Origin of the sequence: Paenibacillus sp. FSL R7-0210 (assembly GCF_038009085.1) — a bacterium.
In the GTDB taxonomy this organism is placed as follows: Bacteria; Bacillota; Bacilli; order Paenibacillales; family Paenibacillaceae; genus Paenibacillus_AQ; species Paenibacillus_AQ silagei.
Genome location: NZ_JBBPAR010000001.1, coordinates 2,328,733 through 2,355,376 on the forward strand (window position 1 = coordinate 2,328,733; position 26,644 = coordinate 2,355,376).

Sequence of the window (26,644 nt, forward strand, 5' to 3'; positions counted from 1 at the left end):
ATTAACAATGAACATGGGGTCTCCTTTCCCATGAGATTTTTTTACTTCTTTGAGTATTTTCGCCACATAACGACGTTTTCCTTCCCTTGTATTCAGGATTGCTAAAAAGAGACCCTTTCGGCTGGATCTTGCCCAGCCGAAAGGGTCCGCATGTTTCTGTTTACGCTTTTACTTAGCGAGATATTCGATGAACTTTATAAAGATAGTAGCTACTTCAGCGCGGGTGGCATTGGCTTGGGGGGCAAAGAAGTTGCCCGGCTTGCCTGATACAATTCCGATGCCCTGCTGTGCCTGAACGGCCTTCAACGCCCATGAGCTGATTTGACTCTCGTCCGCGAAGGACTTAGATTGACTTTCAGGTATCTCATAGCCCTTGTACTTCATGTAATTGTACAGCATCACCAGCATCTGCTCGCGTGTAACCGGTGAATTGGGTTCAAACAGGTCTGCGTTTATACCGTTGACGATGCCGCTTTCGGCCGCCCACTCGACTGCCGCCGTGTACCACTGCCCATCCATCACGTCGCTAAAACGGGAATTCGTGTAGCTGGAGCGGTTTACGTTCTCAAGATTGGCCAGTACCTGCACGTACATCGCACGCGTCATTGAGGTGCCCGGTGAGAACGTCGTGGACGTCGTGCCGTTGAAAAGACCGTATGTGTAGGCGGAGTTTACGTAGCTGTAGAACCAGTCGTCCATGTTGACATCCCTGAAAGGATTGCCAGACACCACACGGAAGCCCAGCGGGGTGTCGTCTTCAAATACAAATTCCGTACCCTCATGGATGTTCAGCGACATGCCTTTGTCTAAGCCGGCACTCGCGCCGCCGTGTAGTGTCACTTCGGCGCTCTTGCCCGCCGGAATGGTCACCTTACCTTTTGAGTCTATAGTCGTGCCTTCGGGTACCTTAATCTTCGTCCCGCCCTTGGTCGTAATCTCGCCGCCGCCGGGCAGGATGGTGTTGCCGTTCTTGTCCGTGACCGCAGGCTTATCCTTCGGTGTGTTCACTGTGTAGGTCGGCTTCAACGATCCAGTGACTGTCCCGGTGCTGGTATTGCCCGTATTGCTGGTGCTGGTATTGCCCGTATTGCCCGAACTGCTGGTATTGCCGGTATTGCCACCAGAAGCACCGGGTACGCTCGTTTTTCTCTGCGCGAACATCCAATCAAAGACGTCAGTGTAGTCATTGTTCCAAGTCGGCAACTTAGAGGACTGCGCCGTAGGCTTAAGGCTCCACTCCTTGTTGGAACCTACATTGGACAAAGTATCTGTGTACCCTGAAATATTGTTCCACAGAACTGAAGCTTCCATCTCATGGCCGGAAGGAATCCAATTGGTTCCATTAACAGGTGCTTCCGCCTTGGTCCATTGGTCATAAGGCCAGACGAATATTTCATTTCTGTCGATGAACGTGTGCCTAGCGTTTTCCAATAGGGGCATTATATTCGCTATATAAGCTTCCGCCCCTGTTTTTATTGTTGAAGAATCAGTGGTGTTAACGAATGACCAGTATGCAAAGCTTTTAAGAGCATCGGCTTGTTTCGCGTTGATTGATGGTGGAAAAGACATAGGCGCCGCGGCTGCGAGCACATCGGGATATGTCGTCAAGAAAGTATTCGTATAAGCGGCTCCCATAGAGAAGCCTGCCATGTAAATACGGTTGGGGTCAACAAGTCCCTTACTTACCAGATCATCGATATAAGCCTTTAAGGTAGCGGGTGTTGCCTGAACGTTGTTTTGCGCCCGCAAAGCGATGATATGACTAGCGTATTTAGCGTTCTTCTCCATTTTTTTCATAAGCGCGGTGGCTCCGTTGGCGGACCTGATGGGCGCAAAGGTATCCCCGTCCTGTGTACCGCCGCGGGTAGAACCGTGAGCATAGATGTAAAGGGGAAGCCTTTTTACCGGAGCGCCGTTGCCGTCCTTATGAATATAGAGTCCATACTGCATCGCGTCCGCTTTATCAATTTTGGGACCCACTTCAAATTTGTCGATGATTTCATTGACGGTACCTGACTGTGCGAAAGCCGACTTAACAATGGCAGCCTTGCCATCAAGCTTGATATCGCCACTAGATACAATGTTGTAATTCTGGACGGTGGATTTGGATGCTTCCAAAGTGGACTGTCCGCCGGTTAATGTCCAAAATTCCAATTCTACAACGATGTAGCGGCCTTTAGTAAGTCCAGCTTGATAATCAGGGGAGTTCTGGTTCACACCCTTATACCCTCTGGGTCTAGGTTGGTCATTGACGTATACTCTATTGACGGTGCGTGTGCCTTGATATGCCAGGCTACCGTCGAACAAAGTATTCCTCGCCGATACTGTAAACAGGTTTGAACTAAGGCCGGCACCCACAGCTTCATTTCCCGCACCCAGATCAATGATAACAGCTGTGGTAAATTCTCCGGTGGCAAAGTTATCGTTGTATACGATAAAGTTAAGTAACGTTGCGGCCGGATCGGGTTTGAAGGTAACATGGATTACCTTGTCATCGGTGTTCACATTATTCAAGGTATAGGTATTGTTTGCAATCTCTACAGACTCTCCATTTACAGTTACGGTATCCACGACATAACCGCCGATCGGAGTGAATGTAAAGGATTGGCTTCCGCCGTCAGCTACCCGAATCAAGCCGGATGGCGAGATGGTGCCGTTTAATCCTGCCGTGGCGTTAACGGGGTGTCTGGTTACCGTGGAGCTCCCAAGCAGCAGCAAGCTATTTTTGAAGCTGTCAGAATTGCCATAACCCGCGTCGGGCTTACCTAAAGCGGATACAACCTCATAACGGTCATTCCCTGCACCAGTTGAGTTATTGATATACACATCAAACGTAATCGGGGAATTGCTTGTGAATTCAATGGTTCTTCTAGGTATCTTCACTTCCGCGATATACCCGGTATCCGTTCGTGTAACTGAACCGTCGCGGCCCTCAGCGGCTTGACCTGAGAAAATACCGCTTGCGCCAATACGCCACTGGTTTGAGCCACTTTTTCCGTCACCGACATAAAATTCCACGCTGTCGGTCATGTACTCAGTGCCAGGCGTGTGACCGACGCACACATTCGGGTCTGTAACCACAACGCGTGCATACAGGAAGTCTTCGTCCCAAAATACTTTGGCTTTGCCGGTGGCCATGGGGCCTATTTTCTGGTCGGGTGCGCTACTGTTGTTGATGTCAAACGCCGCAGCTTGTTCCCACAGTTTGTCGTTAGTGCTGAGTACAGGTGAACCGTATCCGGCAACAGGCCGATGGTTTGCTGCGGTCTGCGCGAACATCCAATCAAAGACGTCAGTGTAGTCATTGTTCCAAGCCGGCAAGTTAGAGGACTGCGCTGTTGGCGCTATGCTCCAAGTCCCCATCGTTATGTCATTGTAAAGAACAGCCGCTTCAACTTCATGCGCCACCGAATCACTCAGGGCAGGTGAATGGTTCGGATTCGGTTTCTGATTCGGCTGATCAAATTGATTGTAAGGCCATACAAGAGCCTCATTGCTCTCAAAGCGCGAAGCTCTCGCGTTGATCATTTTTGGCATATTGGTGTTTATGAAGTTAGCGAGGTTAGTCTGGTATACTCCAACGTTATACTCATTGATAAACATCCAATAGGCCAGGTTGGTGTGAACGTAGTTGGCGTTCGCGTTCGGTGAGCCGCTTACCGGAGACATAGGTGCGGCGGACGCGAAGAAGCCGGGATAAGCGTTAATTAAGCTGTTCGTATACTGACCGCCCCATGAGAAGCCCGCCGCGTAAATGCGGTTAGGGTCCACTGCACCGCTGGCAACCAGGTCGTCTATAACCTTCTTAACATTGGCTGTGGAGGGAGTACTCGTGCCATTATAGGAAATATTCAGGATATGGCTGGCGTATTTCTCGGGGGACTTTTCCATTTTCTTCATCAGAGCGACCGAGCCGTTCGCGGATTTCATCGCCGCTTTTGGGTCAGTCGCAGCGCTTGTGCCGCCGCGTCCCCTGCCGTGGGTATAGACATACAGCGGCAAGCCCCGCGACACTTCGCCGTTTCCATCCTTGTGAAGGTAGAGCGCGCGATTGACCGAATTGCCCGTAGGTGCTGTAAATTGGTCAAGGATCGGATTCACAACTTTTTCCTGTTCAAAAACCGCGTAGTTAAGCGGATCCCCTTCTGTCAGTGGGATCTCGCCGTTTTGGACGACGCTGTAAACCTGTTTTGTTGAGTTCATGTTGCCATCCAGTGTTATATTTCCGCCGCTCTCTGAATAGAACTCAAACTCAACTACGATGTAACGGCCGCGTTCCAGTCCGTCCTGATAATCCGGTGAACGGCTTACCGTCCCCAGATAGCCGCGTACCTTCGGTTCGTCATTGGCGTATACCCTAGTGATCTTGCGCGTCCCTTCAAAGGTTACCGAGTCGCCGTTCAGGGTCGTGTTCCTGGCCGAGACGGTAAACAAGTCCGGATTAAGCTTGGAGCCTTCCGCCGACTTCCCTTCGCCTAAGTCTATGATAACAGCCGTCGTGTACTCGCCACGGGCGAAGTTGTCATTCCATACGATAAAGGGGAGCAACTCCGCGGCCGAATCATTTTTGAAAGTCACTTGAAGGGTATGGTTAGCGACAACATTTGAGAAGGTATAAGTGCCATCATCGGATAGAACTGCGTCCTCTCCGTCTACCTTTACGGTATCTACAATTTTGCCGTAATCGGGGGTAACCGTTAAGGTTGTGTCTGAGCCGCTGGCTATTCTCAGAACATTGCCGGGTGCGTTCGGCGTTATTCGGCCGCCCGATTCCGCCGTGGCGGTGATTGAGAATCTGTCGTCCGCTCCACTAGCGGCAATGAGATTCAGGCTGTTTGTATAAGAAGCAGCATTGTTGTAAGCCGCGTCCGGAGTTCCGAAACAGGAAACGACTTCATAGCGGTCACCGCCCTTTTCCGACGAGTTATTGATATATACTTCAAAGGTAAACGGGCCTGCCTGCAAGTTCAAGGTTCTTTTAGGTATTCTCATCTCCACGATATATCCTGTGTCCGTGATCTCAGTCCACGCAGCTCTGCCTGGAGCGTTTTGCCCTGAAAACACGCCCGTCGCGCTGATGCGCCATTGATTCGCACCTTGGGTTCCAGCGCCGGCATAAAACTCTAGGCCGTCGTACTGATAATCATTGCCGGGTCCCTGATATAGATTGCCATCCTCCACGACTACGCGGGCATACAGGTAGTCTTGGTCCCAAAGGATCCTGGCTGTGCCTGTGGAATGGGGCCTGGGGTCGCCGGGCACAGTGCTTTTGTTGATGAGATGCTCCATTGTCAGGGCCCACAGCGGGTCGTCTGACCCGAGTTCGGGAGTTCCAAAAATGGCGGTCGGCGTTTCATTTGTCTGCAAGCTTGTAAGAGCTGTAGAACTGCTGTCGCCATTAAGTGCTTCTGTATACTCGTTGTTGTCAGTGGCGGCGGCAAAGCTGGTAGGCATTAGTGCCGCCACCATTAGCAAGCAACAGAGGAATGCGAGCACTCTGCCAAATCGTTTTGACATCATTGAAAATCCTCCTTTTTTCGATCCGTGCACCCACGGCTTACCCCTATCGTAAACACCAAGGCATCAACAGCTTACTTCATCGCAGCGAATATAACAGCGCTTTCATAATTTCCTCCTCCATAAATTAGTTGTTATTTCACCCTATGTAGAATTTCACAATTTATTCAAGGATCAAGTTTGATTAGATATTCACCAAATTTGCAATAGTACCATGTTCTTGTCCATTAAAACAGAAAACCCACGCTGGGCACGGGTTCTAATAGGGCTATGTTCTTGTCCACTGACAAAAGATGTTTGTGTTTGTCAGTAAAAAGTATTTTCGTATAACTTCCCCGTATGCGCATCAAGCACTTCGGGCGTCCGCTCGTACTCGCTACCAATCATTCGATACACTAGTTCGTACGGGGCCTCTTCCGCCCTAGCATTGTGCATACGTTCCCATTGCAGACGCAGCTTGGCCTGTGCCGTCCATCGGAGGATGGCTGTCTGGGAATCAAATGAAGGCACGGTCTCCAGCTTCTTTAACTGTTCTGGCCTTATGGAGGGGGACATCAAACTTTTGACCCTCCCATTAGAGCGGTCAACAGCTAGTTGATAGCATTCATCCCTGACAGATACGTCTTCAACATATACACCAAAGCGAATGATTTCCAAACGATCTTCGTCGTCGGTCTCTTCAGTTAGAAGCTTGAGATACGGCAACATTTCGGCTGCTAGTCCTCGGACATAGTCCATAGCTACTTCTATACATGCGTCTCGATCCCAGGTTAATGGAGCTAATTGATCTGGCTTAACATGCGAAACAAAGTCCATCAGTTGTCCGGTTTGGCTGTCTACTCGCGCCTTAACCGCTCCCTCCATCTGATTAGCCCAATAGGCCTTCCAAGACCGGTCATTCTTGGCTGGACGCTCTTCATTCTGTTGCTTCCACACCATCAACTTGGTGTTCGAGCCAATATTGTCGTCTTGTACTAACTGAAATTGGTCGTTGTCTACGCTAATCCACTCTTCTAGGCTTCTTGCGGGCGGGAACTCACCTGGCCACTCGTCCAGAGTTCTTGGGTCAGAAGGGACAGCTTCTGCCCTATAGGCTGTCGGAACTTCCTCCTGTGATGATGCAGTATAGATTAGTCCTCTACTTCGGGGGGCGTAAACAAGATGGACCTGATCGTCACCATCCGTGTACACGGCTTTGTCCAATACGCAATATTCCACATGTAGCAAAAAATTCGCCTTCATCCACGCCAACTGTTCCTCTTCTGGTGTGATCATGGTTGGGAGTGCTGGCCCTGGAACGGTTCCGTAGTACCTAAATCCGACCACGCGACCGCTGGGGTGAACCATAATCAGGCATCCCGTCTCAGGAAGCGGCAGCCCCATCGCCTTCTGCTGTCGTGTGTACCCAAACATCCCTTCCATCCACTCCATCTCACAATACGGAAAATCACGCAGTGCGCCGGGATAATGATCTTCCAGGAATTGCTCTGCCTGCTGTTTGAGCTCCTCCTCAGATAGCCGTGTCCCGTTGTCCAATGAGGCCCAGGAAATGGCATAGTCTAGCAAGTTGCCGTCCCTGGAGATTGTAGCAGAAACGGCGTCATCACTCCCCGTTTTAACCCATAAGAATCCCGCTTCTCCCTTCCCTGTTCCCCTCATGGTGTTCTCTTGATAGTCATTGACGATCAAATCATAATCCGGTGAAACGGCAAACTGGTGCTCTGCCTGTTGTCTTAACTGCAGGCGTAATGTATCCAGGTCTCGTTCGGGAAAATCTTGAGCCATTTCGTTGCGCAAATGCTCCAGCCCCTTCCGTAATTGTGTTTTTACAGTACCTAATGGCATGTCCAGGAGATGGGCGATTTGCTGCTGGGTCAGGTCCTTCTTATATTTTAAGAACAGGAGCTGACGCAGCTTCGGATTCAGACTGGCCAATGCACGCTCCAGATCCAGGGTTTGATCGATATCATTAACGACCAATGGCTCTTGCGCCTGCGGGTCTTCGCTCAGGTGAACACGCTTGGATTTCTTCAAATGATTGAGCGCCCGGTTCACCACAATTCTGGTAAGCCAGCTCTCAAACGCTTCGGCTTGCTGCAGCGTATGCAGTGACTCATAAGCCTTAACCAGGGCATCCTGAACGATATCCTCCGCATCTTTGGACTCCCGTACATAATGGCGAGCCACTCGGTGCAGCTTATCCGTTCGATCCTTTATAAGAGAAACGAAGGCATCGTGATCTCCGTTTTGTGCGGCATTGATTTGTTGCTGTGCATCGATCATTGTCGTTCACCTCCTGTTATATAGACAGCTAACTCGGGGGTTTGGATTTAATTAATGTAACATTATTCTGGAACTGACCGATCAAGTGACCACCCGCATGCGGCAAGCATGGGTGCCAAAGAGGAGTCACTCTTGGCTTGTTCCTGCTGAAGCTCCTTCATCCACTGAAGCAGTTCTTCCAGCCCGGTACGGATATTGGAGAACACACAGTCCTTTGTTAGACCACCACATATACATGCTGGGATTCGGGCAGTATTGAACTTCGCTTTATGTGGCAAGCTCGTTTCACCGCCAAGTTATCATCCATGCCAGGCGCACCCAAAAAACCGACCTAGTAATAAAGGTCGGGTTTAATTTGGAATTTTAGCAAAAAAGATCTATTATACTTTACCTTCAATCAGTTCATGATAATTTACCATTATAGTTTCTCTCCTGTCTCATTAGCAGCAGTTACTCCACTATCGCGACTATTCACCCGTTTCAGCAAATTGTTTGATGCGCTCTCCCACTTGATCACGAACCCGCTGGAAGACCGCCCACTTCTCTTCATCTGTTCCTTGCGCTTTTGCCGGATCATCGAATCCCCAATGCTCACGTTTCACCTGAGGCGGGGTAATGGGACACTTATCTGCTGCATCTCCACATAAAGTAATGACGAGATCAGAGCTGTTCAGCAGCTGCGGATCAATAATATCTGATGTTTGACCTGAGATATCTATACCTACTTCACTCATCGCTTGAACGGCTTTCGGATTCAACCCATGAGCCTCAATGCCTGCACTATACACATTCCATTCATTGCTCAAATATTTCTTGGCCCAGCCTTCGGCCATCTGACTCCGGCAGGAGTTTCCTGTACACAAAAAGTAAATGGTTTTCTTATCCATGAGTCGCATTCTCCTTTGATTTTAAAATAAGGTCAATGTTATATATAGACCAAGCAGTGTGATGAACAGCGTAGGGATGGTCAAAATAATCCCTGTTTTGAAATACGTTCCCCAAGATATCTTCACTCCTTTGGTGGAAAGCACATGCAGCCACAGTAAGGTAGCCAGTGAACCAATCGGTGTAATCTTAGGTCCCAGGTCAGAACCGATGACATTCGAATAAATCAAAGCTTCCTTAATTAGTCCGGAAGTGTTCGTGGCATCAATGGCCAGTGCATCGATCATTACGGTAGGCATGTTATTCATTATGGAGGAAATCACTGCGGCAATAAAGCCCATCCCCATCGTTGCTGTGAACAGCCCATGATCTGCAACGGCCTGGATGGCATCAGCTAATACATTCGTAAGGCCCGCATTTCTCAGACCATATACGACAACATACATGCCGATGGAAAAGAACACAATGGCCCAAGGTGCCCCCTTCACCACTTCTATTGTGGGGACAGCAGGACTTTTTCTTGCCATGAGCAAGAAAAAGATCGCGATGATACCCGCCACTACAGATACCGGAATGTTCAGAAATTCACTGACAAAGTATCCCGCAAGCAGAACCGCAAGTACAAACCAGGATAACTTAAACATCTGCTTGTCTTTAATAGCCGCTTCAGGTTTTTTTAGCTGGGAGCTATCGAAGTTTCTTGGAATACTTTTACGGAAAAAGAGATAGAGCACACTGATGCTTGCCCCTAAGGAAAATAGGGTAGGCATTAACATCCGTCCGGCGTATTCCATAAAGGTTAGCCCGAAAAAGTCGGCTGATACGATGTTCACCAGATTGCTTACAACTAGGGGCAATGAGGTAGTATCTGCTATAAACCCGCTGGCAATGATGAACGGAAAAACCTTTTTCTCATCAAAATTCAGCGCACGGACCATAGCCAGCACAATCGGTGTTAGAATGAGCGCTGCTCCGTCATTAGCAAAGAATGCCGCGACTACAGCACCAAGAATGATGACATAGATAAACATCCGCATTCCATTCCCGCTAGCAGCTTTGGCCATATGTAAAGCAGCCCATTCGAAGAATCCAATTTTATCGAGGATTAACGAGATCAAGATGATTGCTACAAAGGCCAGTGTGGCATTCCACACAATCAGCGTAACATCCAGAACATCATTCAAGCTGACGACACCGGCAATTAAAGCGAGTAACGCTCCGCCGCAGGCAGACCATCCAATGGACAGATTTTTAGGCTGCCAAATGACAAAAATCAAAGTGACTATAAATATCAGACTTGCCAGAGCTACCAATGGTATTCCCCCAGTTTATGTCTAACTCCACCCATCCGAGCACTCCCTTCAAAGAGTTAAGTTTAATCTCAGGCATCATTATATAATTATACACTTATATATTCAATAGAAAACTGTCATTCGCAGCAAACAGCATTAGACGGTTTATTCAAATGCAATAAAAGGTCACTTGCATTCGGGGTAAGATTTAGGATGGCCTTAACATGGGGTTTATCTACTTTATTTAAAGAATAATAGACCCACTGCCCCCTTTTCTGTTCCTTTACCAATCCGCTGCTTTTTAATTTACGTAGATGCTGACTAACGGCTGGCTGAGAAATGTCAAAGAGATCCACGAATTCACATACACACCACTCTCGCTCTTTTAAAAGAATTAGAATTGTGAGTCGTGTTTTATCTCCAAGGAGCTTTAAATCTTCTGCAAGATCATTTAATGTATCCAATTTTGAATCTCCCCTCTCTGTATATAAGACAATACTTATATTCTAAAACCTTTATCATCAATTATCAACTAAGCACAATTTATATTTGCACTTTGCAACTAAATGCAGTATAACTAGTTCAAGAGGTGAAAACAATGGAAACTCCAAGAGAACTACTCCAAATCATGAGTCGGCGTTTAGGATTACTCAATAAGGATTGCTGTAGCGTAGGAGGATGTAATCTTTCCGCTACCCAAAGTCATCTGTTATATGAGATCGATCGGAGTCACAATCCTTCCATGCAACAAGTCGCCGAAACACTTGGCACAGATATTACAACCTTCAGCAGACAAGTTCAATCTCTGGTGAAAATGAATTTGGTTAAAAAGACATCTGATCCCGCAGATCGAAGAATTTATAACCTGTCACTCACTCCTGAAGGTAAAATGGTAGCTGCAACTATTGATCAACAAATGAATGAATACCTGAACGAGGCCTTCTCACACATGAGTGAGTTTGAAGTAGAAACATTACTACGGTCCATTAAGCTTTTCAACGAATCTATGGGAAAACTCAGCAATTGCTGCGCACCCGTAAAAGGGTGACCTTCTCTTCTCTTTTACTTGTATATTGCAAATTATTTCAGCTGCGGTAATCCACAGGCTATTGCTGAACTGCAGGCGGGTGAACATGTTTTGGACCTTGGGAGTGGCGGCGGATTTGATTGTTTTCTGGCTTCCCGGCAGGTAGGTAATGAAGGCCATGTTATAGGTGTGGATATGACACCTGAGATGATCAGTCGAGCAAGAGATAATGCCCTTAAAGGAAAGTTCAGTAACACCGAATTCAGATTGGGCGAAATAGAGCATCTTCCCGTCGCTGACAATTCGATCAACGTCATTATTTCCAACTGCGTGATTAATCTCTCCCCAGACAAACAGCAAGTATTCCGTGAGGCTTATCGTGTTCTTCAGCCTGCAGGTCGTCTTGCCATATCAGATATCGTAACTACAGCTGAGCTTCCTCCTGAGATCAAAAATGACCTGGATGAATTATATTCGGGTTGTATCTCTGGCGCCTCTTCCATTGCCGATTTGGAGATCATGCTTCAGGAATGCGGCTTTACTGATATCAGCATTGAGCCAAAGGACGAATCTAAAACATTCATTAAAGATTGGGTTCCAGGTGCGAATGTTGACCAATACATCGTCTCTGCTGTAATTAAAGCGAGAAAGTAATCTTAAGGGGATGTTGATATGATCAGTACATTAACTGTCCGTCAGGCCACACCTGAGGATATTGAAAGCATTCTTCGTATCTACAATCAGGGGATCGAGGACCGGATCGCTACACTTGAAACAGAGATGAAAGACTTCTCATATATGGAATCATGGTTCAACGATCACCAAGGCCGTTTTAGCGTTTTGATTGCTGAACGCGAAGGTGAAGTCGTGGGCTGGGCCTCACTGAACCCATATTCTCACCGTTGCGCGTATAACGGCGTCGCTGACCTTTCTGTATATATTGATCGAAGCTTTCGTGGGCAAGGTGTAGGCAGCTCCCTCCTGGAGTCCTTACACAAGGTAGCAAAGGAAAATAGTTTTTATAAAATTGTTCTCTTTACCTTTCCGTTTAATGAGAGTGGTCAAGGATTGTATCGAAAGATGGGCTACCGGCAGGTTGGTGTATTTGAGAAGCAAGGAGTGATGGACGGAGCGTTTATTGATGTGATGATTATGGAGAAGCTGCTATAAAAATGAAGATCAAAAGGAGAAGTTCCATCCGCAAACGGAGGAACTTCTCCTTTTGATCTATTCCTACAATCTCACTTTCATGGAGGCTCCGCATATCGGGCCTGTAAACAGGAGGATCTTAAACATTATATCTGATCTTAATATCATGATTAAAGAATCATTAAGATTCATTTAGCCCCATTTAGGTTGCATTAAAAAGTTAATAAATACGCGATAACTTCAGAAAATCGGGGATGAATGCTAGATTACAAGGGATTTTCTTCATTTTTATATCCTATAGAGTCTTATTTAGTCTCCTAGAGAACTTTCAGCATTTTACAAACAGTGATGCTCAGCGTAAGATTCCTTTTAACAAATGCTGAATTCCCGTCAGGCGGGAAGCGGGGGAACCAAATGGCTGTGACCAGCCGAAATGGGGTGAATCCAAAGAAGATTGAACTCTTCACTGGTAGGACGACTCTCACCGTCCGAATCCGTCAGCTAACCTCGTAAGCACTGGAGAGAGCCTGCATTAACCATGCTTTTTTGCTGCGATCCCGCAAAACCTTTCCATTACACTTATCCATCGTACAGAAAACCAAATATTCCGTTTGGCTTGAGCATGCTGCTGTATGTGAGAATGAAACTGAACTGACAGCCTATGTAGCCACAGCTGAGCAGACCCATAATCTGCAGCGTTATATGAAATCTATAGACAACCTAGGAGGCATTATTCATGATTAACGCCAGACTGTCACGAATCGAGTTGTTCGCATTTAGCTGCCGCCCTTCCTTCATGCATATTTCAGAGCCTTACGGATGCTGGTATGGGGTGTTGAAGTTAACCTTCGGAGGACAGATCAGCTATGGGAATTGCATTCTTTGTGCGGGTGACAATGCGGTGGATTTAATCAAATGGGGCTCTTTTCTGAAAGAGATATGTCATTGTACTGCAGAAGAAGCCACAGAATACGTCCGGATGCACGGACAAGAATGGGCTCCCAATCAACTTAACATGATCAAGACTGCACTCGATAGTATGTTCATTCAAAATGACCAAATCCGAATGAAGGTAGGAGCCGGATCGGAGCGGTATCGCCATCAAAGGACAGAGCAAAGAATCCATTCAATTAATACGGTGAAGAGTCGTCTGAATCCAACCATTTTATTTGCAGAATCGGTATCCTATTATTCACTGCTATAGACATGATCAATTTAAATTATCAAAACTTCAATTGGTCAAAAATCTTAACGAATATTTTTGCAATGTTCTTGGCATCGTCGATACCTCTATGGTGAGTACCTTCAAGCGGCAATTCAAGCATAGACAAGGCTCTCTCCATGCCTACGCCCCGCTTGCGGTCATTTTCCCAACAGGTGACTTCCAGATCAAAAATGATATAGTTCATATCTGCTCCTTTTGAAATTCGAATCGATAGACCCATCGCTCCGGGGCTATGTCTTTTGTTATACTTCCAAGTGAGGTTTCAAATACTTCATTTCGCACTTTAATATAAACCCACACAGAGGAGCGCAAAGACATGAACTTTTTCAAAAAACTGTTTGGCGGCAAGGAAATGGGCAAATCAGAAGACGGTACCACCATTTATGGTTATGACGCTTCGGATGAGCAGCAGGTTACGCCTCCCGCCAATATTTTGTACATGGAAGATTTAAACGAACATTTCAATCGGGTCTTTCCAAACCGGGAAACCGGCGTGTTCCACGAACTGATTTCAGACATCGTACATATTGATGTGAACATTATGGAAGCTACACCTGATGAGCCATACCGGGTGCTGTACACCAATGGGATGAGCGATCTGCCGCTGACGCTCCCGCAGGAGATCCGTGAAGAGTATAAGCATCTAGAACGCGCGGAGCTGATGATGTTTTTGCCGGCGGACTGGCCGCTTACGCAGGAGGATTTCGAGGCGGAGGAGAACTACTGGCCGATCCGGCTGATGAAGATGCTTGCCCGATTCCCGCATATGTATCAGACATGGCTTGGATACGGCCATACGATCCCCAACACGGAGGATTACGAGCCTTATGCGGCTAATACGGAGCTATCCGGCGTGATCCTGTATGCTCTGCCGGAAGAGGTTAGCACCGTCCATACGAAAGACGGCAATCAGGTTCAGGTTTATTTCCTGGTTCCGCTGTACCGGGAGGAAATGGAGTTCAAGCTGGAGTCCGGTATGGATGAACTGGTCGCCAAGCTGTTCGAGCTTCCAGAGGATTTCCTCGTTCTGAATCCGAATAGACGCAACGCTTGTAAATAACTGCCCGGATGAACAAGTTTGAAACAGCTTGAAAAGGCTGAGCCTAAGTCAAGGATATGACTTTGGGCTCAGCCTTTTTATTTCTTATTTCCTAGAACCGCTCATTGATCTGCTCCCCTAACCATGCGCCTTTGCGGACAAGTCTGCGCTGCAGGTCCGCGATGTCGATACTGCGCGTTTCCCGTGAGCCTTTCTCAGTCAGAATTGCCGCAGCCGTACCGGAGGCTTCGCCCATGGCAAAGCAATTGGGCATGACCCGGGTGGAGCCTTGGGCCGCTCTATCGGTTGATATCGCTCTGCCGGCTACGATTACGTTCTGAATACCGGCCGGAAGCAAGGCGCGATAAGGAATGCCGTGGGACTCTCCCGGCGATAGACGTATCATCGTCATGCCGCTCGTAGGCTTTGCCATATGAATATCAATAAAGTAGGCATTGCGGGCAATATCGTCAGGGAACGAACGGCACGCCAGAAAATCGTCGGCAGTGATGATATAATCGCCGATGATCCGCCGGGTTTCCCGAATGCCGATCTGTTCGCCCGTCAACGTCAGGAAAGCGTTCTCGAATCCGGGAATCGCTTCCCGCAGCCAACCGGTAATGTGTTCAACAAGCGCGCGGCCTTCGATTGCTCCGCGGGTCAGATCATCCGTATTTGAACCATCAATCCCGAATACATGGCCGAAATTGAAGCCTGCCGTATGATTGTTCAGCCAGGAAATACCGGCCCAATCTCTCGCGACGCGCAATCGCCCTTCGTGTTTCGCCTTGTTGATCGCATGTTTCAGATCGTGGCCGTGCGTCTCCGCACTTGAGAGAAATTTGTTCCTGTCCAGGTTATTCAGGACGAAGCACATTGTCCCCGGCTGCAGCTCTCCGTCATCTCCACCTTTGGCGAGCTGCCCGCCCGCAAGATAGGTGAGATCCGCATCGCTGGTTGCATCAATGTATATCTTCCCCTTCACAGCCTGGGTTCCGGTCTTGTTATTAATGATCGCCGCTTCAATGATGCCGTCCTGTTGAAGAACTTGACTGACGAAGGTATGATACAGCACTTTAACGCCAGCCTCCATCATCTTTTCGTCCAATACGCGTTTTAAAATTTCCGCATCAATCGGCACCCAATCCAGGCGATCCTTCCATGCTTCCTGAAACGTCTCCTCCATCCTGCTTTTCATAGCAAGCAGAATTTCCAGCCCAATCCCACGGATTACCGGCTTGATCTGATCGGTATACGGGCAAAATGCAGGAACCTGAGAGACCGTCGCCATGCCGCCCAGGTATCCTCTTTGCTCTATCAGCAATACGGATGCCCCGTTTCTTGCCGCTGCGAGCGCTGCGGCTACTCCTGACGGTCCTCCTCCGGCAACGACAACATCCACCTCCGTGTAGACAGGAATATCACGCTCGGGTATTTTAACGGTTAGTGCCATATCGGTCATTCTGACCACCTCCACCTGTTTTCTTCCATTGTAGTTTTAACTTACATCAACCGCGGTGAGTCTGAACGCTCTTGTTTCTTTAATTCACTTGGGGCTACACCCCAATATTTACGAAACACTCTGGCAAAATAGCTGACATCACGATATCCTGCCGCTTCTGCTGCATCATACACCTTAACGCCGCTGTATAAGAGCTCTTTGGCATGCTCCATACTCCGCTTCAGGAGATATTCCGAAATGGATTTCCCTTCCTCCCGCTTAAAGAGCCGGCTAAGGTAAGAGGGATTGACATATAATCTTTCGGCCAGCGTGTGCAAGGTCAGTTCTTCTTTCCCCAGCATTTCCTCCACGGCTTCGATCATTTGTTTAACGAGCCGATGGCTGGAATGCTTTCGCTCGCGTTCCCGGTATTGGGTAATGCGGCTGGCCACTCTTTTGGACCATTCCACGATCTGCTCTTTGGAGAGCAGGGATTCAAAGGACAGAAACATCGAATAATCCTCCTGCAGCACCTCCTGCATCGACCAGCCTCGCGATTGAATCATACGTGTAAATAAGCTGCTCAAATACAGCAAATGCTCGTATACCTTTTGGGTTGAGACCGCTTGGGAGTATACGTCCTTGAAATAGCAGTCCATCAGCTCAGCAACCGTTGTCGCGTGATCCGTATGAACCGCAATCTCCAGCTGTTTTTCGAACTCGGCGTCATAATGAAACGGCTGCTCCATGTTGGTTACGTCCAGGTAAGGAACGAACACCTCATTTCCGTAAATGGCCCGCTCCTGCAGCGCACGGCGTGCCTGCCGGTAGGACAGCGAAACATGATCCCATGAGCCTGGGGTCCCGAGTCCGGCGCTGGCGGTAAGCTTCAGACACTCTTTCACAATGTTGAAGAGACGGGGAACGTGAACATTGATCCGCTGGATGATATCTGGAGCCGATTCTTCCGGTTGTCCCAAAAAGAGCAGCACGGTTGCTCCGTCCGCATCATTAAAGACCCGGCAGTCTTCATGCTGTAAACATTCAGCCGCTATGCATTCCAGAGAAAACTGCAGCAACGCCTGATCCGAAGACGTAAACCGTTCTCCTTGCTCGTGAATCGGATCAATTTCACATACGGCTACTGCAAACCAGGTATAGAGGGCAAGCTCCAGATTCAGCTCTTCCATATGCTTCTTGAGCTCCCAGTCCGCATACCGGCCCTGTATCCAGTTTCTATAAAAATCATCCTGGAGCTGAGGCAGGCGGTCCTGCCATTTCCGCTGCAGCTCAATCATGCTGTGCTTTTCCATCAGTTCCTCTCGTATCTCTTCCGCAGCCGCAAGAATAGCCTTCAAAATTTCATCGTCTCCGGCCGGCTTCAGCAAGTACTTCATGACGCCAAGCCCCACAGCAGCCTGCGCATACGGGAAATCGTCATGGCCGCTTAAAATCACGATTTTCATGTGCGGTTCCTGCTGCAGCACCGTTTTCGCCAAGGTCAACCCGTCCATCTCCGGCATCTCGATATCGAGCAGCATGATATCCGGCTTCCTGCGCCCGATCATGGACAGCGCTTCTAAGCCGTTCTCGGCAAGCGCCACTACTTCGATGCCATGCTCATTCCACGGTATATTATTGGCCAGGCTATTCAATATTCGAATTTCATCTTCAACAATCATGAGATTCATGTTCCGGTTCCCCTCTCTCCTCCCGGCAGCGCTCTGCCGGCAAATCGATGATCGCCGTCGTTCCGTTCCCTTCCCCGCTGACGATCTTCAATTCCGCCGTCTCCCCATAGTAAATGGTGATTCGAGCCTGGACATTGAGCAGCGCAAAAAACTCGGAGTTCTTTTCAGGGGGGGCCGTGTAATCCCCGAACCTGATTCTTGCCAGGGCCTGTTGAATCCGCATAAGCCTTGGCCCTGGAATCCCTCTTCCATTATCGGTTACCTGGATGATCAGCCGGTCATTAGAGACATCGGTGCGAATGCTTAATGCTCCGCCTTTTTTTCGTTTCTCCAATCCATGCAATATGGCATTCTCAACCAGCGGTTGAAGCAGCAGCTTCAGAATATGCAAATGCTGGCTATCCTCAGAAGCGCAGTACTCCACCGTAAATCGCTCGGCAAAACGGATTTGCTGAATCCGAATATAGTATTGAAGGTGCTTGAATGTTTCCTCCACCGTAAACGACTCCTGCCCTTTACTCAAACTCAGCCTGAAGAAGTTCGACAAGTTGAGCACCATCGTACTGATCTCTTCCGCTTCATAATTTTTGGCCGTCCAATAAATCGAATCCAGCGTGTTGTACAAGAAGTGGGGATTGATCTGAGCCTGCAGAAATTTGAGCTCCGTCTTGGTCATTCTGAGCTGTTGCTCATAGATGTCCTTGATCAGATGACGCTGCTGACTCGCCGTTTCGTTGAAAGCCTCCGTTAAATACCCCAACTCGTCCTGCCGCCCGTTCTCCAGCCTGATATTCAGATTGCCTTTACGCAGCTGCCGCATGCCGGACACAAGTCTTGATATCGGAGAAGCAATTCCGCTGTAGATAAACCAGGCAATCCAGACGGCAAGCACGACACTGAGTGCAATAATGCAGTACGCAAAAATTTGCAGCGGCCTCGACTTATCATAAATCTCACGCTCGGGCTGGATCAGCAGCAGCGACCATCCGCTTCGGGGAGAAGTCACCCGCAGAATCAAATTTTTCTCATCCGTTTCCGGGGTTTCCCGGACAAACACACTGCCTGGTTGGACGTCCCTCCATTCGAAAGACAATGTTTCTGCAGGAGCACTCGATACGATTAACCGCTCCCGGGCATCAAACAGATAGACCTTGGAGCTGCTGTTCGCCAGCAAATGGGACAACGAGCGGAGCAGCTGATTTTTCGAAATCGACAGCATGAGGACATTTTCGCCTTTTTCGCCGCGATAGAAATCCATAAGTCTCATCATAATAAGCTGATTCCGGTTATAGATAGGATCCGGGATTCCGGACAAATTTTCTTCATGGCGTTCTGACAAGTAGTATATGCTTGCGCCATTTGCCTTCAGAGCCTCACCGTACCATGGCTCAGGGCCTTGGGATTCACGGTGCAGCAGCCCGAGCTTTGTTGTGATCAGCGAGTTGGAAGGACGATGATAAATCATGGTGTCGCTTAAATATTCATTGACCATAGTTATATTCGTAAGCTCTTTCATGACACGCGTGAAGTCCATAATTGCCCCGGAGGTCAGGGTCTTCTCCTGATGAGACAGCAGGGCGGATAAATTGGTATCAGTTGCGATCAAGGTGGACAGATTGTGGATGCTTTTTAAGGTCAGGTCAACAAACTCCAACGCGGAGTTCATGGCACTGAGTGTGCGCTCGCCAAGCTCCTGCTCCAAAATCCGCTGAGACTTTACATTGGCAAACATACTGAACGCCACCAGCGGCAGCAAGATAAGAAGAAAATAACAGGTAAGCCTAAACTGAATCGACTGCTTCAAGACGTTGCGGAATTGCGTCAGCCACTTCATACGATTCCCCCACGATTCTGCATGCCTTCATTATAGCTTAGACCCTGTTATCCGTCCTGTTCATTGCCCGTTGACTTCCTTCGTCATTTCCTCGCCGCCGTTTTTCTTCCAGTCTTCAACAAATTGATCAAAGCTGTCTACCGGCTGCTGGCCTATGATGATTTTCGTGAATGCTTCGACCTCCATTTTGGACAGCTTAGGCCCGTATTTACCCATTCCTGGCGTCGGTACGCCCAGATATTGATTACGGATGGCAACCTCGTTAATCTTGTCGACAATCTCATTCAGCTTAAACTCCATACCGAGCGAGTCCAGACGCTCTCTGGATACTTCAGAATTGAACGGTACAATCGCTTCGCCGAGCGTTAGCCGGTAAATATGCTTGTTGTGCTCATCAAAGTTCGTAACCACCTTCCCGTCCTCCATATTCCATACCTCGCCCTCAAATCCGAGCATGAGTGTGCGGTATCCGTCTCCGATCATGAAATCAAGCATCTTAATAACAGCCTCCGGATGTTTGCTCGTAACCGGAATCACATTAAACCCGGCAACATAGCTGTTGCCCCAGGTTCCCTGCTTCCCGTCAGGTCCGGTTGGATATTCGAGGGGAATCCACTCTGCATTGGGATCATTTTTCTGGTTGGTCAAGATGGGGCCGCGGGTATCATACCAGTTCCCGGAGAACAGGCCCACTTTGCCGCTGGCGACTTTCTCGTCAACATTAGCCATCTTATTTAGAGCCCACTCGGGATCAATCAGCTTTTCCTTATAGAGATCGGCAAGATAGCTTAGTGCTTCCTTCATTTCCGGCAGTGTGCTGGAATTCACCAATTGCCCGTCCCGTTCAGTCCATTGGCCCCGCTGGATTCCCCATGCCCCGATAAACGGAGCTACTCTGCCGAGGTTTTCCTGCAGGATCAGGCCAAACGTATCATCTTTGCCGTTTCCGTCGGGATCATCCTGCGCAAAAGCGCGAATCACCTGTTTGTATTCTTCCAGCGTTGTCGGTGGTTTGAGTCCCAGACGGTCCAGCCAATCCTTACGTGCAAACATGATTTCATTGCCCGGGATCGGGTTCAAGCTGGGAATCCCATAGATCTTTCCGTCCACGGTGACGACCTTCCAGGCTTCCTCCGGGATACTTTTCTTCAGATTCGGTCCGTATTCGTCGATTAAATCATTCAGAGGGGTAAGGGCCTTCTGCCGGACATAGCTTTCGAACCAATTGGCGTCATAGGACAGGAGCATATCCGGCAGATCATCGGAGGCCATAATCACGTTCAGGGCATCCCCGTAACCGTCCGCAGGAGGCGTGAGCAGCTTGATGTCCAAGCTCGTGTTCTCGCGGATGTAATCAATGTAAGGATTATTGTTCTCGTCCATGCCCGGCGGGAACTTCCGTCCGGCATTGCTTAATACGATATCAATGGCCTGGCGTTCTTCCTTCCCTTTGCCACCTTCCTCCTTCGTGCCGGATGAACATGCGGACACCAGCAGCATGGAGGTCACCGCCAGAATGGATACGGATCTTTTTACCAAGATTGAGACTTTCATGTGACAATCCCCTCTCTTTTCATGTTACATGCAGTTCTAGCCTTTTACGGATCCAAGCGTAATCCCTTTGACAAAATGCTTCTGCAGAAACGGATACACGAGCAGGATCGGAACTGTGCTGGCAATCAGCGCCGCAGCCTTCAAGGACTCCAAGGCCAGCAGCGTGCTGTCGATATTGGCGGAATACCCGTTGTTATTGCTGATGTTCGATTGATTGAACATGATCAGCTCACGCAGATACACCTGCAGCGGGAAGAGATTCCGGTCCGTCACATACAGGACGGTGTCAAAGAAGGCGTTCCAATGTCCAACCGCATGGAACAAGGTAATCGTTGCAATGACCGGCATGGATAACGGAACAACGATCCGGACGAGCGTTCCGATATTGGAGGAGCCGTCAATCTTGGCGGATTCCTCCAATTCGGGCGGCACGCCTTGAAAGAAATTTTTCATAATAATAACATTGAACGCGCTAACCGCTCCAGGAATGATATAGACCCAGAAGGAATTCAGCAGCCCGGTCGCTTTCACGACCAGAAAGGTCGGAATCATGCCCCCGTTAAACAGCATCGTGAACACAATCAGGAACATGATGGCTGATCGTCCTTTAATATAAGTCTTGGACAGCGGATAGGCCAGCATACAAGTGATCACCACATTCACCAGCGTTCCGATGGCCGTACGCAGCAAACTGACCTTGAAGGCGTTCACAAAGGCGTGCTCGCGCAGTACCTTCACATACGCCTCAAAACTGAAATCTACAGGCCATAACGTCACCCTGCCGGATGTTATCGCCTGATGACTGCTAAAAGACTGGGCCACGATATGCAGGAATGGCAAAAGCGCAAGCAAAGCAACGAAACCCAGGATCAGGTAATTAAGCCTCGATGCCAGACGTTCTCCCCTAGTAAGTCTCATAGATTCACCCCCTCTACCATAAGCTGTTCTGGCCAAGCTTCCTGGCGGCTTTGTTGGCGAGGACGACCAATATCAGACTGATGACTGATTTGAACAACCCGACAGCGGTAGTAAAGCTGAATTGGCCCTGCGTGATTCCGGTCCGGTAGACATAAGTCTCGATAACATCGGCCACATTGTAGACCAGCGGATTATAGAGCACAAAAATCTGTTCGAAGCCGACATCCAGAACGCTCCCGAGGCGCAGTACGAACAGGATCACGATGGTCCCGATGAGCGATGGCAGGGTAACGTGGAGCAACTGCTTCCATTTGCCCGCGCCGTCTACGACAGCGGCCTCGTAGATCTGTGGATCGATCGATGCCAGCGCAGCCAGATAGATGATGGCCCCCCATCCCGCTTCTTTCCAGATATCGCTGACCACCAGCACCGTTCTGAACCATTCCTGACTGCCCAGGAAGAAGACCGGCTCCAAACCGAGCATGCCCAGAAACTGATTGACGATGCCCGTTGCCGGGGACAGCACGTTGATCAGAATGCCTCCGATGATGACCCAGGACAGAAAATGCGGTAGATAGACAAGCGTCTGGACCCCGCGCTTATACAGCATGTGCCGGACTTCATTCAGCATCAAGGCCAGGATGATCGGACCCGGAAATCCCCAGATCAGCTTGTACAAACTGATCAGCAGCGTATTTTTGAATACCGTGTAAAACTCGCTGTCCGTAAACATATTTTTAAAATGCGTAAGTCCCACCCATTCGCTGCCGCGGATGCCGGCAAAGGCGCTAAAATCCTGAAAGGCAACGATGATGCCCCCCATTGGCACATATTTAAAAATGATAAAATACGCGAGTCCCGGCAGCATAATCAGATATAAGTCCCAGTACTTTTTCAGGGCCTGAAACCGCTCCGGCTTTACTGTATGAAGGGGATGGTTCTCGGGCTGCCGGTCCGCCGCTGCCAAATCTGAATCCATAGGATACCTCCTTTACCCGTAGTCATAATTTCTTATCCGTGTGACTTCCTCATTGTACCTGCCATTTGGCAGTTGCTTTAAGGGCATTTGCATGACCTTTTAGGTGAATTTCTTGACCACTTGGCCGGGAACAACAATATTCCAAACCGAAACTCTCCATCTGCGCAACTTTACATACAAAAAAGCTGGCTAATAAGCCAGCTTCTAGTCCATCCAGTATACTGAGTCTTTCTATTATTCTTTCAGGCCTCCCGCCTGGTATCTTTTTCCCAGGAACGGTAGTAATCAATTTTATCCCGCAGAATATCCAAAGTCTGATGAATCGTCCGAGCCTGCTCGATTAATTTCCGCTCATGCTCCTCCAGAAGTTGTCTGCGCTGGGGAATGCCCTCATTGCCAAGCCGCATCATATCAGCGAACTGTTGCATAAGTGCGATCGGCATTCCTGTAGTCTTAAGTTTTGCGAGTAATACGATCCATTCAAAATCATGCTCCCGATAGATCCGATGACCATTCTCGGCACGGGGTATGGGGTCCATCAGACCGATCCTTTCGTAATAACGAAGGGTATGTACGCTTAACCCCGTCATCTCAGCAGCCTGCTGAATGGTCAGTTCTTTACCGGTCATAACGAGTCCGCTCCTTTCAAAATCAGTTTAATTGATCAAGCTGTTCTGGGCTAATTTGTAGCTTAAGCGCCCCCAAATTTTCTTCCAATTGCGTTAGACCGCTTGCAGCAACAACGGGAAGAGCTCTCGGGTGCTTGTGCAGCATCCAAGCCAGGACAAGCTGATTCGGTGTTGCTCCCAGCTCTCCGGCAACCTTCCTTAGCGTATGCAATCGGGTCATCTGATCCTCTCTCCGGTATGCATCGGGTAGGACAGCTTCCTTTTTGTTGTACACGCCTCCAAGGAGGGGGGAATAAGCCAAGAGCGTAAAATCATCGTGCTGACTGCAGTAAGCAAGTAAATCCTCATCGGTACTGACCTGCACTCCGAAATCCGCATCCGCTCTAGGCTGTAAATACGTATACCGCTGCTGGATGCAGCAATAGGATTGCCATCCTTTTGACTGACTGACCGCTTTGGCCTCAAGGAGCCTGGACAGCCGGTAATTGCTGCAGCCTATAGCCCTTACTTTACCCGATTTGACCAAGGAATCAAAGGTCTCCAAGGTTTCCTCAAGTTCAGTTTCGTTATCGTCTACATGAGCATAGTATAAATCTACATAATCTGTTCCAAGATTCAGCAAGCTTTCGTCAATTGCCTTCTCAATCGCTTGGCGGCCTAAGCCTTCCATTTTTTCGCTTTTTGGCACTACCGGTTTCGCTCCTGCTTTGGTGGCCAAAATGATCTGATCTCTGTTTTTTCTTTCTTTCATCCATTCGCCAAGCAAAGACTCGCTTTCTCCGCCAACACAGCCTTCGTTCCAGATCGCATAATTATTGGCTGTATCCAGAAAGTTTCCCCCTGCTTCAAAAAAATGATCAAGCAGCTGGAAAGAGGTTTTTTTGTCGGTTCGCGATCCAAAATTCAGACACCCCAAAGAATAAGCGCTTACCACCAATCCTGTATTTCCCAACGTAAAATGTTTCACACGAAATCCTCCCTTTAACATCTATTAAGTTCCACTTACTTGCATCTACGTGACCAGTATAAAAGCTTAAGCGCACTCTAAGTCAATACTACTGCTTGCGCTTCGTTTGAAAGCGCCAGCCAGCCTCATCTCCCCGTTACCCCTATCGTAAAGCAGTTATAAAAATAGGCCAACCAGAAATCTCTGGCTGACCCAATAATACGAGATCCGCTAGATTAGCGGTTCTGCTTGTTCATTTACTTGACTAGGTTTAGCGAGGTTCATTTTCGGCGGGATATATCCGAGCTGCCTGCCCATTTTTACAATTTGTCCTCTATGATGAAATTCGTGGGTGATGGTGTGCGAAAATAACCATAACTCGGTTAGCTCTACACTGTCACTATGCCAGGCTGCTGGTTTGGTGGAATCCCATTTGATTTTAAAGTCAGTTAGAAATTCATAAACCAGCTCATCCGTGTTCTTAAACACTTCGCGCATTTTCTCTACATTGTCAACGGATTCCACGTTTATTGTGGGAAGTGATTTGCCAAGGGCGACTCTTTTATATTTAACTCATTCGAAGTATTTTTTTGTATACTTATCTAGCAGAGCCTCTACCTTATTCAATAGCTTAATGCCTTCTGCGCCCTTCTTTTCAGCTGCATTATATTTGGTGAAATTTATTTTGGTCGTCTTCATGCTGTCCCGCATTAAGATGAACGCTTCCAGTTGGAGTTTTGCCCCTGCCAGATGGTAGTTGTAGATTTCTTTCAATTCAGCATTGTTTTTGTTGGGTTTAATGTTTTTCAACCCGGATACATATTTAGTATAGTTGGGCACTACACCATCTTTGCCAAATCATATCACGAATAGTTTGCGGGCAGCAAAAGCAGCAAATTACTTTCCTCCAATATTATACAACTTAATAGTATGAAGCGTCTCACTAGCTGCGTAAGAAAAGAAGGAATACTCATCCACTTTGCTTCCTAATGAACTTTTTCTAATCAAATCCGGATGAAAGCATAGCATCCAAGTCTCCTGAACCGCTATCACTCGGATCGTAGTCAACGTTAATAGCTCTTCCAGCCACGAAGATCATACTTCCTTCAATGAAATCATAGTAGCGGCGTCCGTATTTGATATCAAAATTCTCACCGTTCTTTAATGATATCGTATAAAATCCGTTTTTACCGGCTGCCAAGTTGGGTTTATTTAACTAACGTTCAATTGGTTCAATCATATGCCTCCACAGGATCAACGCGCTGCGAATCGGCTATATTTGCAACTGCCCGGTACAGATTCGGTGGATATTCGGCGATCCGGTGGCATAGGTACAAGTACCACTCATGGCCATAGGTCAAATAGATCTGAACCGGATAACCGGCTGATTTCAGCCTGCTACCCAGCTCCGACCGGATGCCGTACAGCATCTCCAGCCTCGCGCCACGCTCCGTCAATAGACCCCGCTGTATCACTTCCTCTATGATGCGCTCATCATGCGTAGCAACTGAAACCCGGTGTCCGTCTCCGAGCGCCTGTCCCACTAGCTGCAAATACCGCTCATTCAGCGATTCGGATCGGGGTATCGCGACCTCATCCGACTCCTGATAGGCGCCTTTCACGATTCGTATCCGGCCTGGCGAAGCGGATAGCGCGGCCAAATCATCCGGCGTCCGATGTAAATGCGCCTGCAGCGTAATGCCGATATTCGGATAAATGGACACGGCCCGCTTGTATACCTCGAGGATCTGCTCTGTCTTAGCGGACTCTTCCATGCTGATGAATAGCTCCAATTCTGTTCCCTGCGCTCGTTCCGCTAATTTGACCAAGTTCGTATAAGCAAGCTCGGTATCCAGTGTTAATCCGATATGCGACAAATCGAAGGATACGCGGGCGGATGCCCCCTGTTCATTGAGATCATCGATTAGCGCTGTTATTTCCAGAGCGGCCGCCTCGCATTCCTCGGCATTTACCGTATTCTCGCCAATGTACTCTAGCGAAATGGCATAGCCTTTGGCAGTAAGCCTCTGCCCCGCTTCAAGCCCGTCTTTACGGGAGTCGCCTGTTACATACTGTAAAGCAGCCTTTTTCAGTAACCCGTATAGCAATGGCGATTGCTCCACATAAGCCTTGATATCCATTCGTCTGGCGACCGACTTTAATGCGTCTGCCGCTTGCTGTTCCCAGTCTTTGTTATCATGCATATTACGTTTCCCCCTTCTACAAGTATTTCAA

General features: G+C 48.4%; 19 protein-coding genes, 3 pseudogenes and 1 riboswitch. Of the genes and pseudogenes, 5 read left to right on the forward strand and 17 right to left on the reverse strand.

Going from position 1 to position 26,644, the window contains the following annotated elements; translation table 11 throughout:
* Window positions 1-168: 168 nt before the first annotated feature.
* From MKY64_RS10225 to MKY64_RS10245, 5 genes are all read right to left on the reverse strand, one after another.
* Complete coding sequence (locus MKY64_RS10225) at window positions 169-5,520, reverse strand: sugar-binding protein (protein ID WP_340952676.1); 5,352 nt, start codon at window positions 5,518-5,520, stop codon at window positions 169-171.
* 303 nt (window positions 5,521-5,823) lie between these two features.
* Complete coding sequence (locus MKY64_RS10230) at window positions 5,824-7,800, reverse strand: sigma-70 family RNA polymerase sigma factor (protein ID WP_340952678.1); 1,977 nt, start codon at window positions 7,798-7,800, stop codon at window positions 5,824-5,826.
* Between the two features lie 467 nt (window positions 7,801-8,267).
* Complete coding sequence (gene arsC, locus MKY64_RS10235; protein WP_340952680.1) at window positions 8,268-8,687, reverse strand: arsenate reductase (thioredoxin); 420 nt, start codon at window positions 8,685-8,687, stop codon at window positions 8,268-8,270.
* A 21-nt stretch (window positions 8,688-8,708) separates the two neighbouring features.
* On the reverse strand, window positions 8,709-10,004 hold the full coding sequence (locus tag MKY64_RS10240) for an arsenic transporter (protein ID WP_445671722.1): 1,296 nt from the start codon (window positions 10,002-10,004) through the stop codon (window positions 8,709-8,711).
* Between the two features lie 110 nt (window positions 10,005-10,114).
* Window positions 10,115-10,441: an ArsR/SmtB family transcription factor gene (locus MKY64_RS10245; protein WP_339314454.1), complete on the reverse strand. Its 327-nt coding sequence runs from the start codon at window positions 10,439-10,441 to the stop codon at window positions 10,115-10,117.
* Window positions 10,442-10,575: 134 nt separating this feature from the next.
* On the opposite strand from MKY64_RS10245, the gene MKY64_RS10250 reads away from it, so the two are divergent.
* The 4 genes and pseudogenes from MKY64_RS10250 (at window position 10,576) to MKY64_RS10265 (ending at window position 13,357) form a co-directional block, all read left to right on the forward strand.
* Window positions 10,576-11,025 carry a MarR family winged helix-turn-helix transcriptional regulator gene (locus tag MKY64_RS10250; protein WP_340952686.1) on the forward strand — a complete coding sequence of 150 codons (450 nt, stop codon included), beginning with the start codon at window positions 10,576-10,578 and terminating at the stop codon, window positions 11,023-11,025.
* Window positions 11,026-11,067: 42 nt separating this feature from the next.
* Window positions 11,068-11,658: pseudogene (gene arsM, locus MKY64_RS10255) on the forward strand (arsenite methyltransferase); the annotation flags it as partial.
* A gap of 18 nt (window positions 11,659-11,676) precedes the next feature.
* Complete coding sequence (locus tag MKY64_RS10260) at window positions 11,677-12,174, forward strand: arsinothricin resistance N-acetyltransferase ArsN1 family A (RefSeq protein WP_445671696.1); 498 nt, start codon at window positions 11,677-11,679, stop codon at window positions 12,172-12,174.
* A 346-nt stretch (window positions 12,175-12,520) separates the two neighbouring features.
* A riboswitch (cyclic di-AMP (ydaO/yuaA leader) is annotated at window positions 12,521-12,684 on the forward strand.
* 205 nt (window positions 12,685-12,889) lie between these two features.
* Window positions 12,890-13,357, forward strand: coding sequence for a hypothetical protein (locus MKY64_RS10265; RefSeq protein ID WP_340952689.1), 468 nt, complete (start codon window positions 12,890-12,892; stop codon window positions 13,355-13,357).
* 19 nt (window positions 13,358-13,376) lie between these two features.
* Here the strand turns inward: MKY64_RS10265 and MKY64_RS10270 are convergent.
* Window positions 13,377-13,511: pseudogene (locus MKY64_RS10270) on the reverse strand (3'-5' exonuclease); the annotation flags it as partial.
* A 183-nt stretch (window positions 13,512-13,694) separates the two neighbouring features.
* Between MKY64_RS10270 and MKY64_RS10275 the strand changes: the two are divergent.
* Window positions 13,695-14,438, forward strand: a complete 744-nt coding sequence (locus tag MKY64_RS10275; protein WP_340952691.1) for a suppressor of fused domain protein — start codon at window positions 13,695-13,697, stop codon at window positions 14,436-14,438.
* Between the two features lie 91 nt (window positions 14,439-14,529).
* Here the strand turns inward: MKY64_RS10275 and MKY64_RS10280 are convergent, their stop codons facing one another.
* The 11 genes and pseudogenes from MKY64_RS10280 to MKY64_RS10330 form a co-directional block, all read right to left on the reverse strand.
* Window positions 14,530-15,879, reverse strand: a complete 1,350-nt coding sequence (locus tag MKY64_RS10280; protein WP_340952694.1) for an FAD-dependent oxidoreductase — start codon at window positions 15,877-15,879, stop codon at window positions 14,530-14,532.
* Window positions 15,880-15,920: 41 nt separating this feature from the next.
* Window positions 15,921-17,549, reverse strand: a complete 1,629-nt coding sequence (locus tag MKY64_RS10285; protein ID WP_340952696.1) for a response regulator — start codon at window positions 17,547-17,549, stop codon at window positions 15,921-15,923.
* Window positions 17,530-19,383, reverse strand: coding sequence for a sensor histidine kinase (locus MKY64_RS10290; RefSeq protein ID WP_339257056.1), 1,854 nt, complete (start codon window positions 19,381-19,383; stop codon window positions 17,530-17,532). The genes MKY64_RS10285 and MKY64_RS10290 overlap by 20 nt, the downstream gene beginning before the upstream one ends.
* Before the next feature lie 60 nt (window positions 19,384-19,443).
* Window positions 19,444-20,937 carry an extracellular solute-binding protein gene (locus MKY64_RS10295; protein WP_340952700.1) on the reverse strand — a complete coding sequence of 498 codons (1,494 nt, stop codon included), beginning with the start codon at window positions 20,935-20,937 and terminating at the stop codon, window positions 19,444-19,446.
* Window positions 20,938-20,973: 36 nt separating this feature from the next.
* The gene (locus MKY64_RS10300) at window positions 20,974-21,855 is read right to left on the reverse strand and encodes a carbohydrate ABC transporter permease (protein WP_340952703.1); all 882 of its coding nucleotides are present in this window, start codon (window positions 21,853-21,855) and stop codon (window positions 20,974-20,976) included.
* A 13-nt stretch (window positions 21,856-21,868) separates the two neighbouring features.
* Window positions 21,869-22,834: an ABC transporter permease gene (locus MKY64_RS10305; RefSeq protein WP_445671697.1), complete on the reverse strand. Its 966-nt coding sequence runs from the start codon at window positions 22,832-22,834 to the stop codon at window positions 21,869-21,871.
* A gap of 242 nt (window positions 22,835-23,076) precedes the next feature.
* The gene (locus tag MKY64_RS10310) at window positions 23,077-23,463 is read right to left on the reverse strand and encodes a MerR family transcriptional regulator (protein WP_339257051.1); all 387 of its coding nucleotides are present in this window, start codon (window positions 23,461-23,463) and stop codon (window positions 23,077-23,079) included.
* A 22-nt stretch (window positions 23,464-23,485) separates the two neighbouring features.
* Complete coding sequence (locus MKY64_RS10315; protein ID WP_339257049.1) at window positions 23,486-24,430, reverse strand: aldo/keto reductase; 945 nt, start codon at window positions 24,428-24,430, stop codon at window positions 23,486-23,488.
* A gap of 210 nt (window positions 24,431-24,640) precedes the next feature.
* Window positions 24,641-24,961, reverse strand: a pseudogene (locus MKY64_RS10320) (DinB family protein); the annotation flags it as partial.
* A 21-nt stretch (window positions 24,962-24,982) separates the two neighbouring features.
* Window positions 24,983-25,249, reverse strand: a complete 267-nt coding sequence (locus tag MKY64_RS10325; protein WP_340952707.1) for a hypothetical protein — start codon at window positions 25,247-25,249, stop codon at window positions 24,983-24,985.
* A 392-nt stretch (window positions 25,250-25,641) separates the two neighbouring features.
* The gene (locus tag MKY64_RS10330) at window positions 25,642-26,613 is read right to left on the reverse strand and encodes a proline dehydrogenase family protein (protein ID WP_340952709.1); all 972 of its coding nucleotides are present in this window, start codon (window positions 26,611-26,613) and stop codon (window positions 25,642-25,644) included.
* Window positions 26,614-26,644 lie beyond the last annotated feature (31 nt).

What these genes read in the sequence shown, in the direction of transcription:
- MKY64_RS10225 (WP_340952676.1), bottom strand. Translation starts at nt 5,520, where the DNA reads ATGATGTCAAAACGATTTGGCAGAGTGCTCGCATTCCTCTGTTGCTTG.
- MKY64_RS10230 (WP_340952678.1), bottom strand. Translation starts at nt 7,800, where the DNA reads ATGATCGATGCACAGCAACAAATCAATGCCGCACAAAACGGAGATCAC.
- arsC (WP_340952680.1), bottom strand. Translation starts at nt 8,687, where the DNA reads ATGGATAAGAAAACCATTTACTTTTTGTGTACAGGAAACTCCTGCCGG.
- MKY64_RS10250 (WP_340952686.1), top strand. Translation starts at nt 10,576, where the DNA reads ATGGAAACTCCAAGAGAACTACTCCAAATCATGAGTCGGCGTTTAGGA.
- MKY64_RS10260 (WP_445671696.1), top strand. Translation starts at nt 11,677, where the DNA reads ATGATCAGTACATTAACTGTCCGTCAGGCCACACCTGAGGATATTGAA.
- MKY64_RS10265 (WP_340952689.1), top strand. Translation starts at nt 12,890, where the DNA reads ATGATTAACGCCAGACTGTCACGAATCGAGTTGTTCGCATTTAGCTGC.
- MKY64_RS10275 (WP_340952691.1), top strand. Translation starts at nt 13,695, where the DNA reads ATGAACTTTTTCAAAAAACTGTTTGGCGGCAAGGAAATGGGCAAATCA.
- MKY64_RS10280 (WP_340952694.1), bottom strand. Translation starts at nt 15,879, where the DNA reads ATGACCGATATGGCACTAACCGTTAAAATACCCGAGCGTGATATTCCT.
- MKY64_RS10285 (WP_340952696.1), bottom strand. Translation starts at nt 17,549, where the DNA reads ATGAATCTCATGATTGTTGAAGATGAAATTCGAATATTGAATAGCCTG.
- MKY64_RS10290 (WP_339257056.1), bottom strand. Translation starts at nt 19,383, where the DNA reads ATGAAGTGGCTGACGCAATTCCGCAACGTCTTGAAGCAGTCGATTCAG.
- MKY64_RS10295 (WP_340952700.1), bottom strand. Translation starts at nt 20,937, where the DNA reads ATGAAAGTCTCAATCTTGGTAAAAAGATCCGTATCCATTCTGGCGGTG.
- MKY64_RS10300 (WP_340952703.1), bottom strand. Translation starts at nt 21,855, where the DNA reads ATGAGACTTACTAGGGGAGAACGTCTGGCATCGAGGCTTAATTACCTG.
- MKY64_RS10305 (WP_445671697.1), bottom strand. Translation starts at nt 22,834, where the DNA reads ATGGATTCAGATTTGGCAGCGGCGGACCGGCAGCCCGAGAACCATCCC.
- MKY64_RS10310 (WP_339257051.1), bottom strand. Translation starts at nt 23,463, where the DNA reads ATGACCGGTAAAGAACTGACCATTCAGCAGGCTGCTGAGATGACGGGG.
- MKY64_RS10330 (WP_340952709.1), bottom strand. Translation starts at nt 26,613, where the DNA reads ATGCATGATAACAAAGACTGGGAACAGCAAGCGGCAGACGCATTAAAG.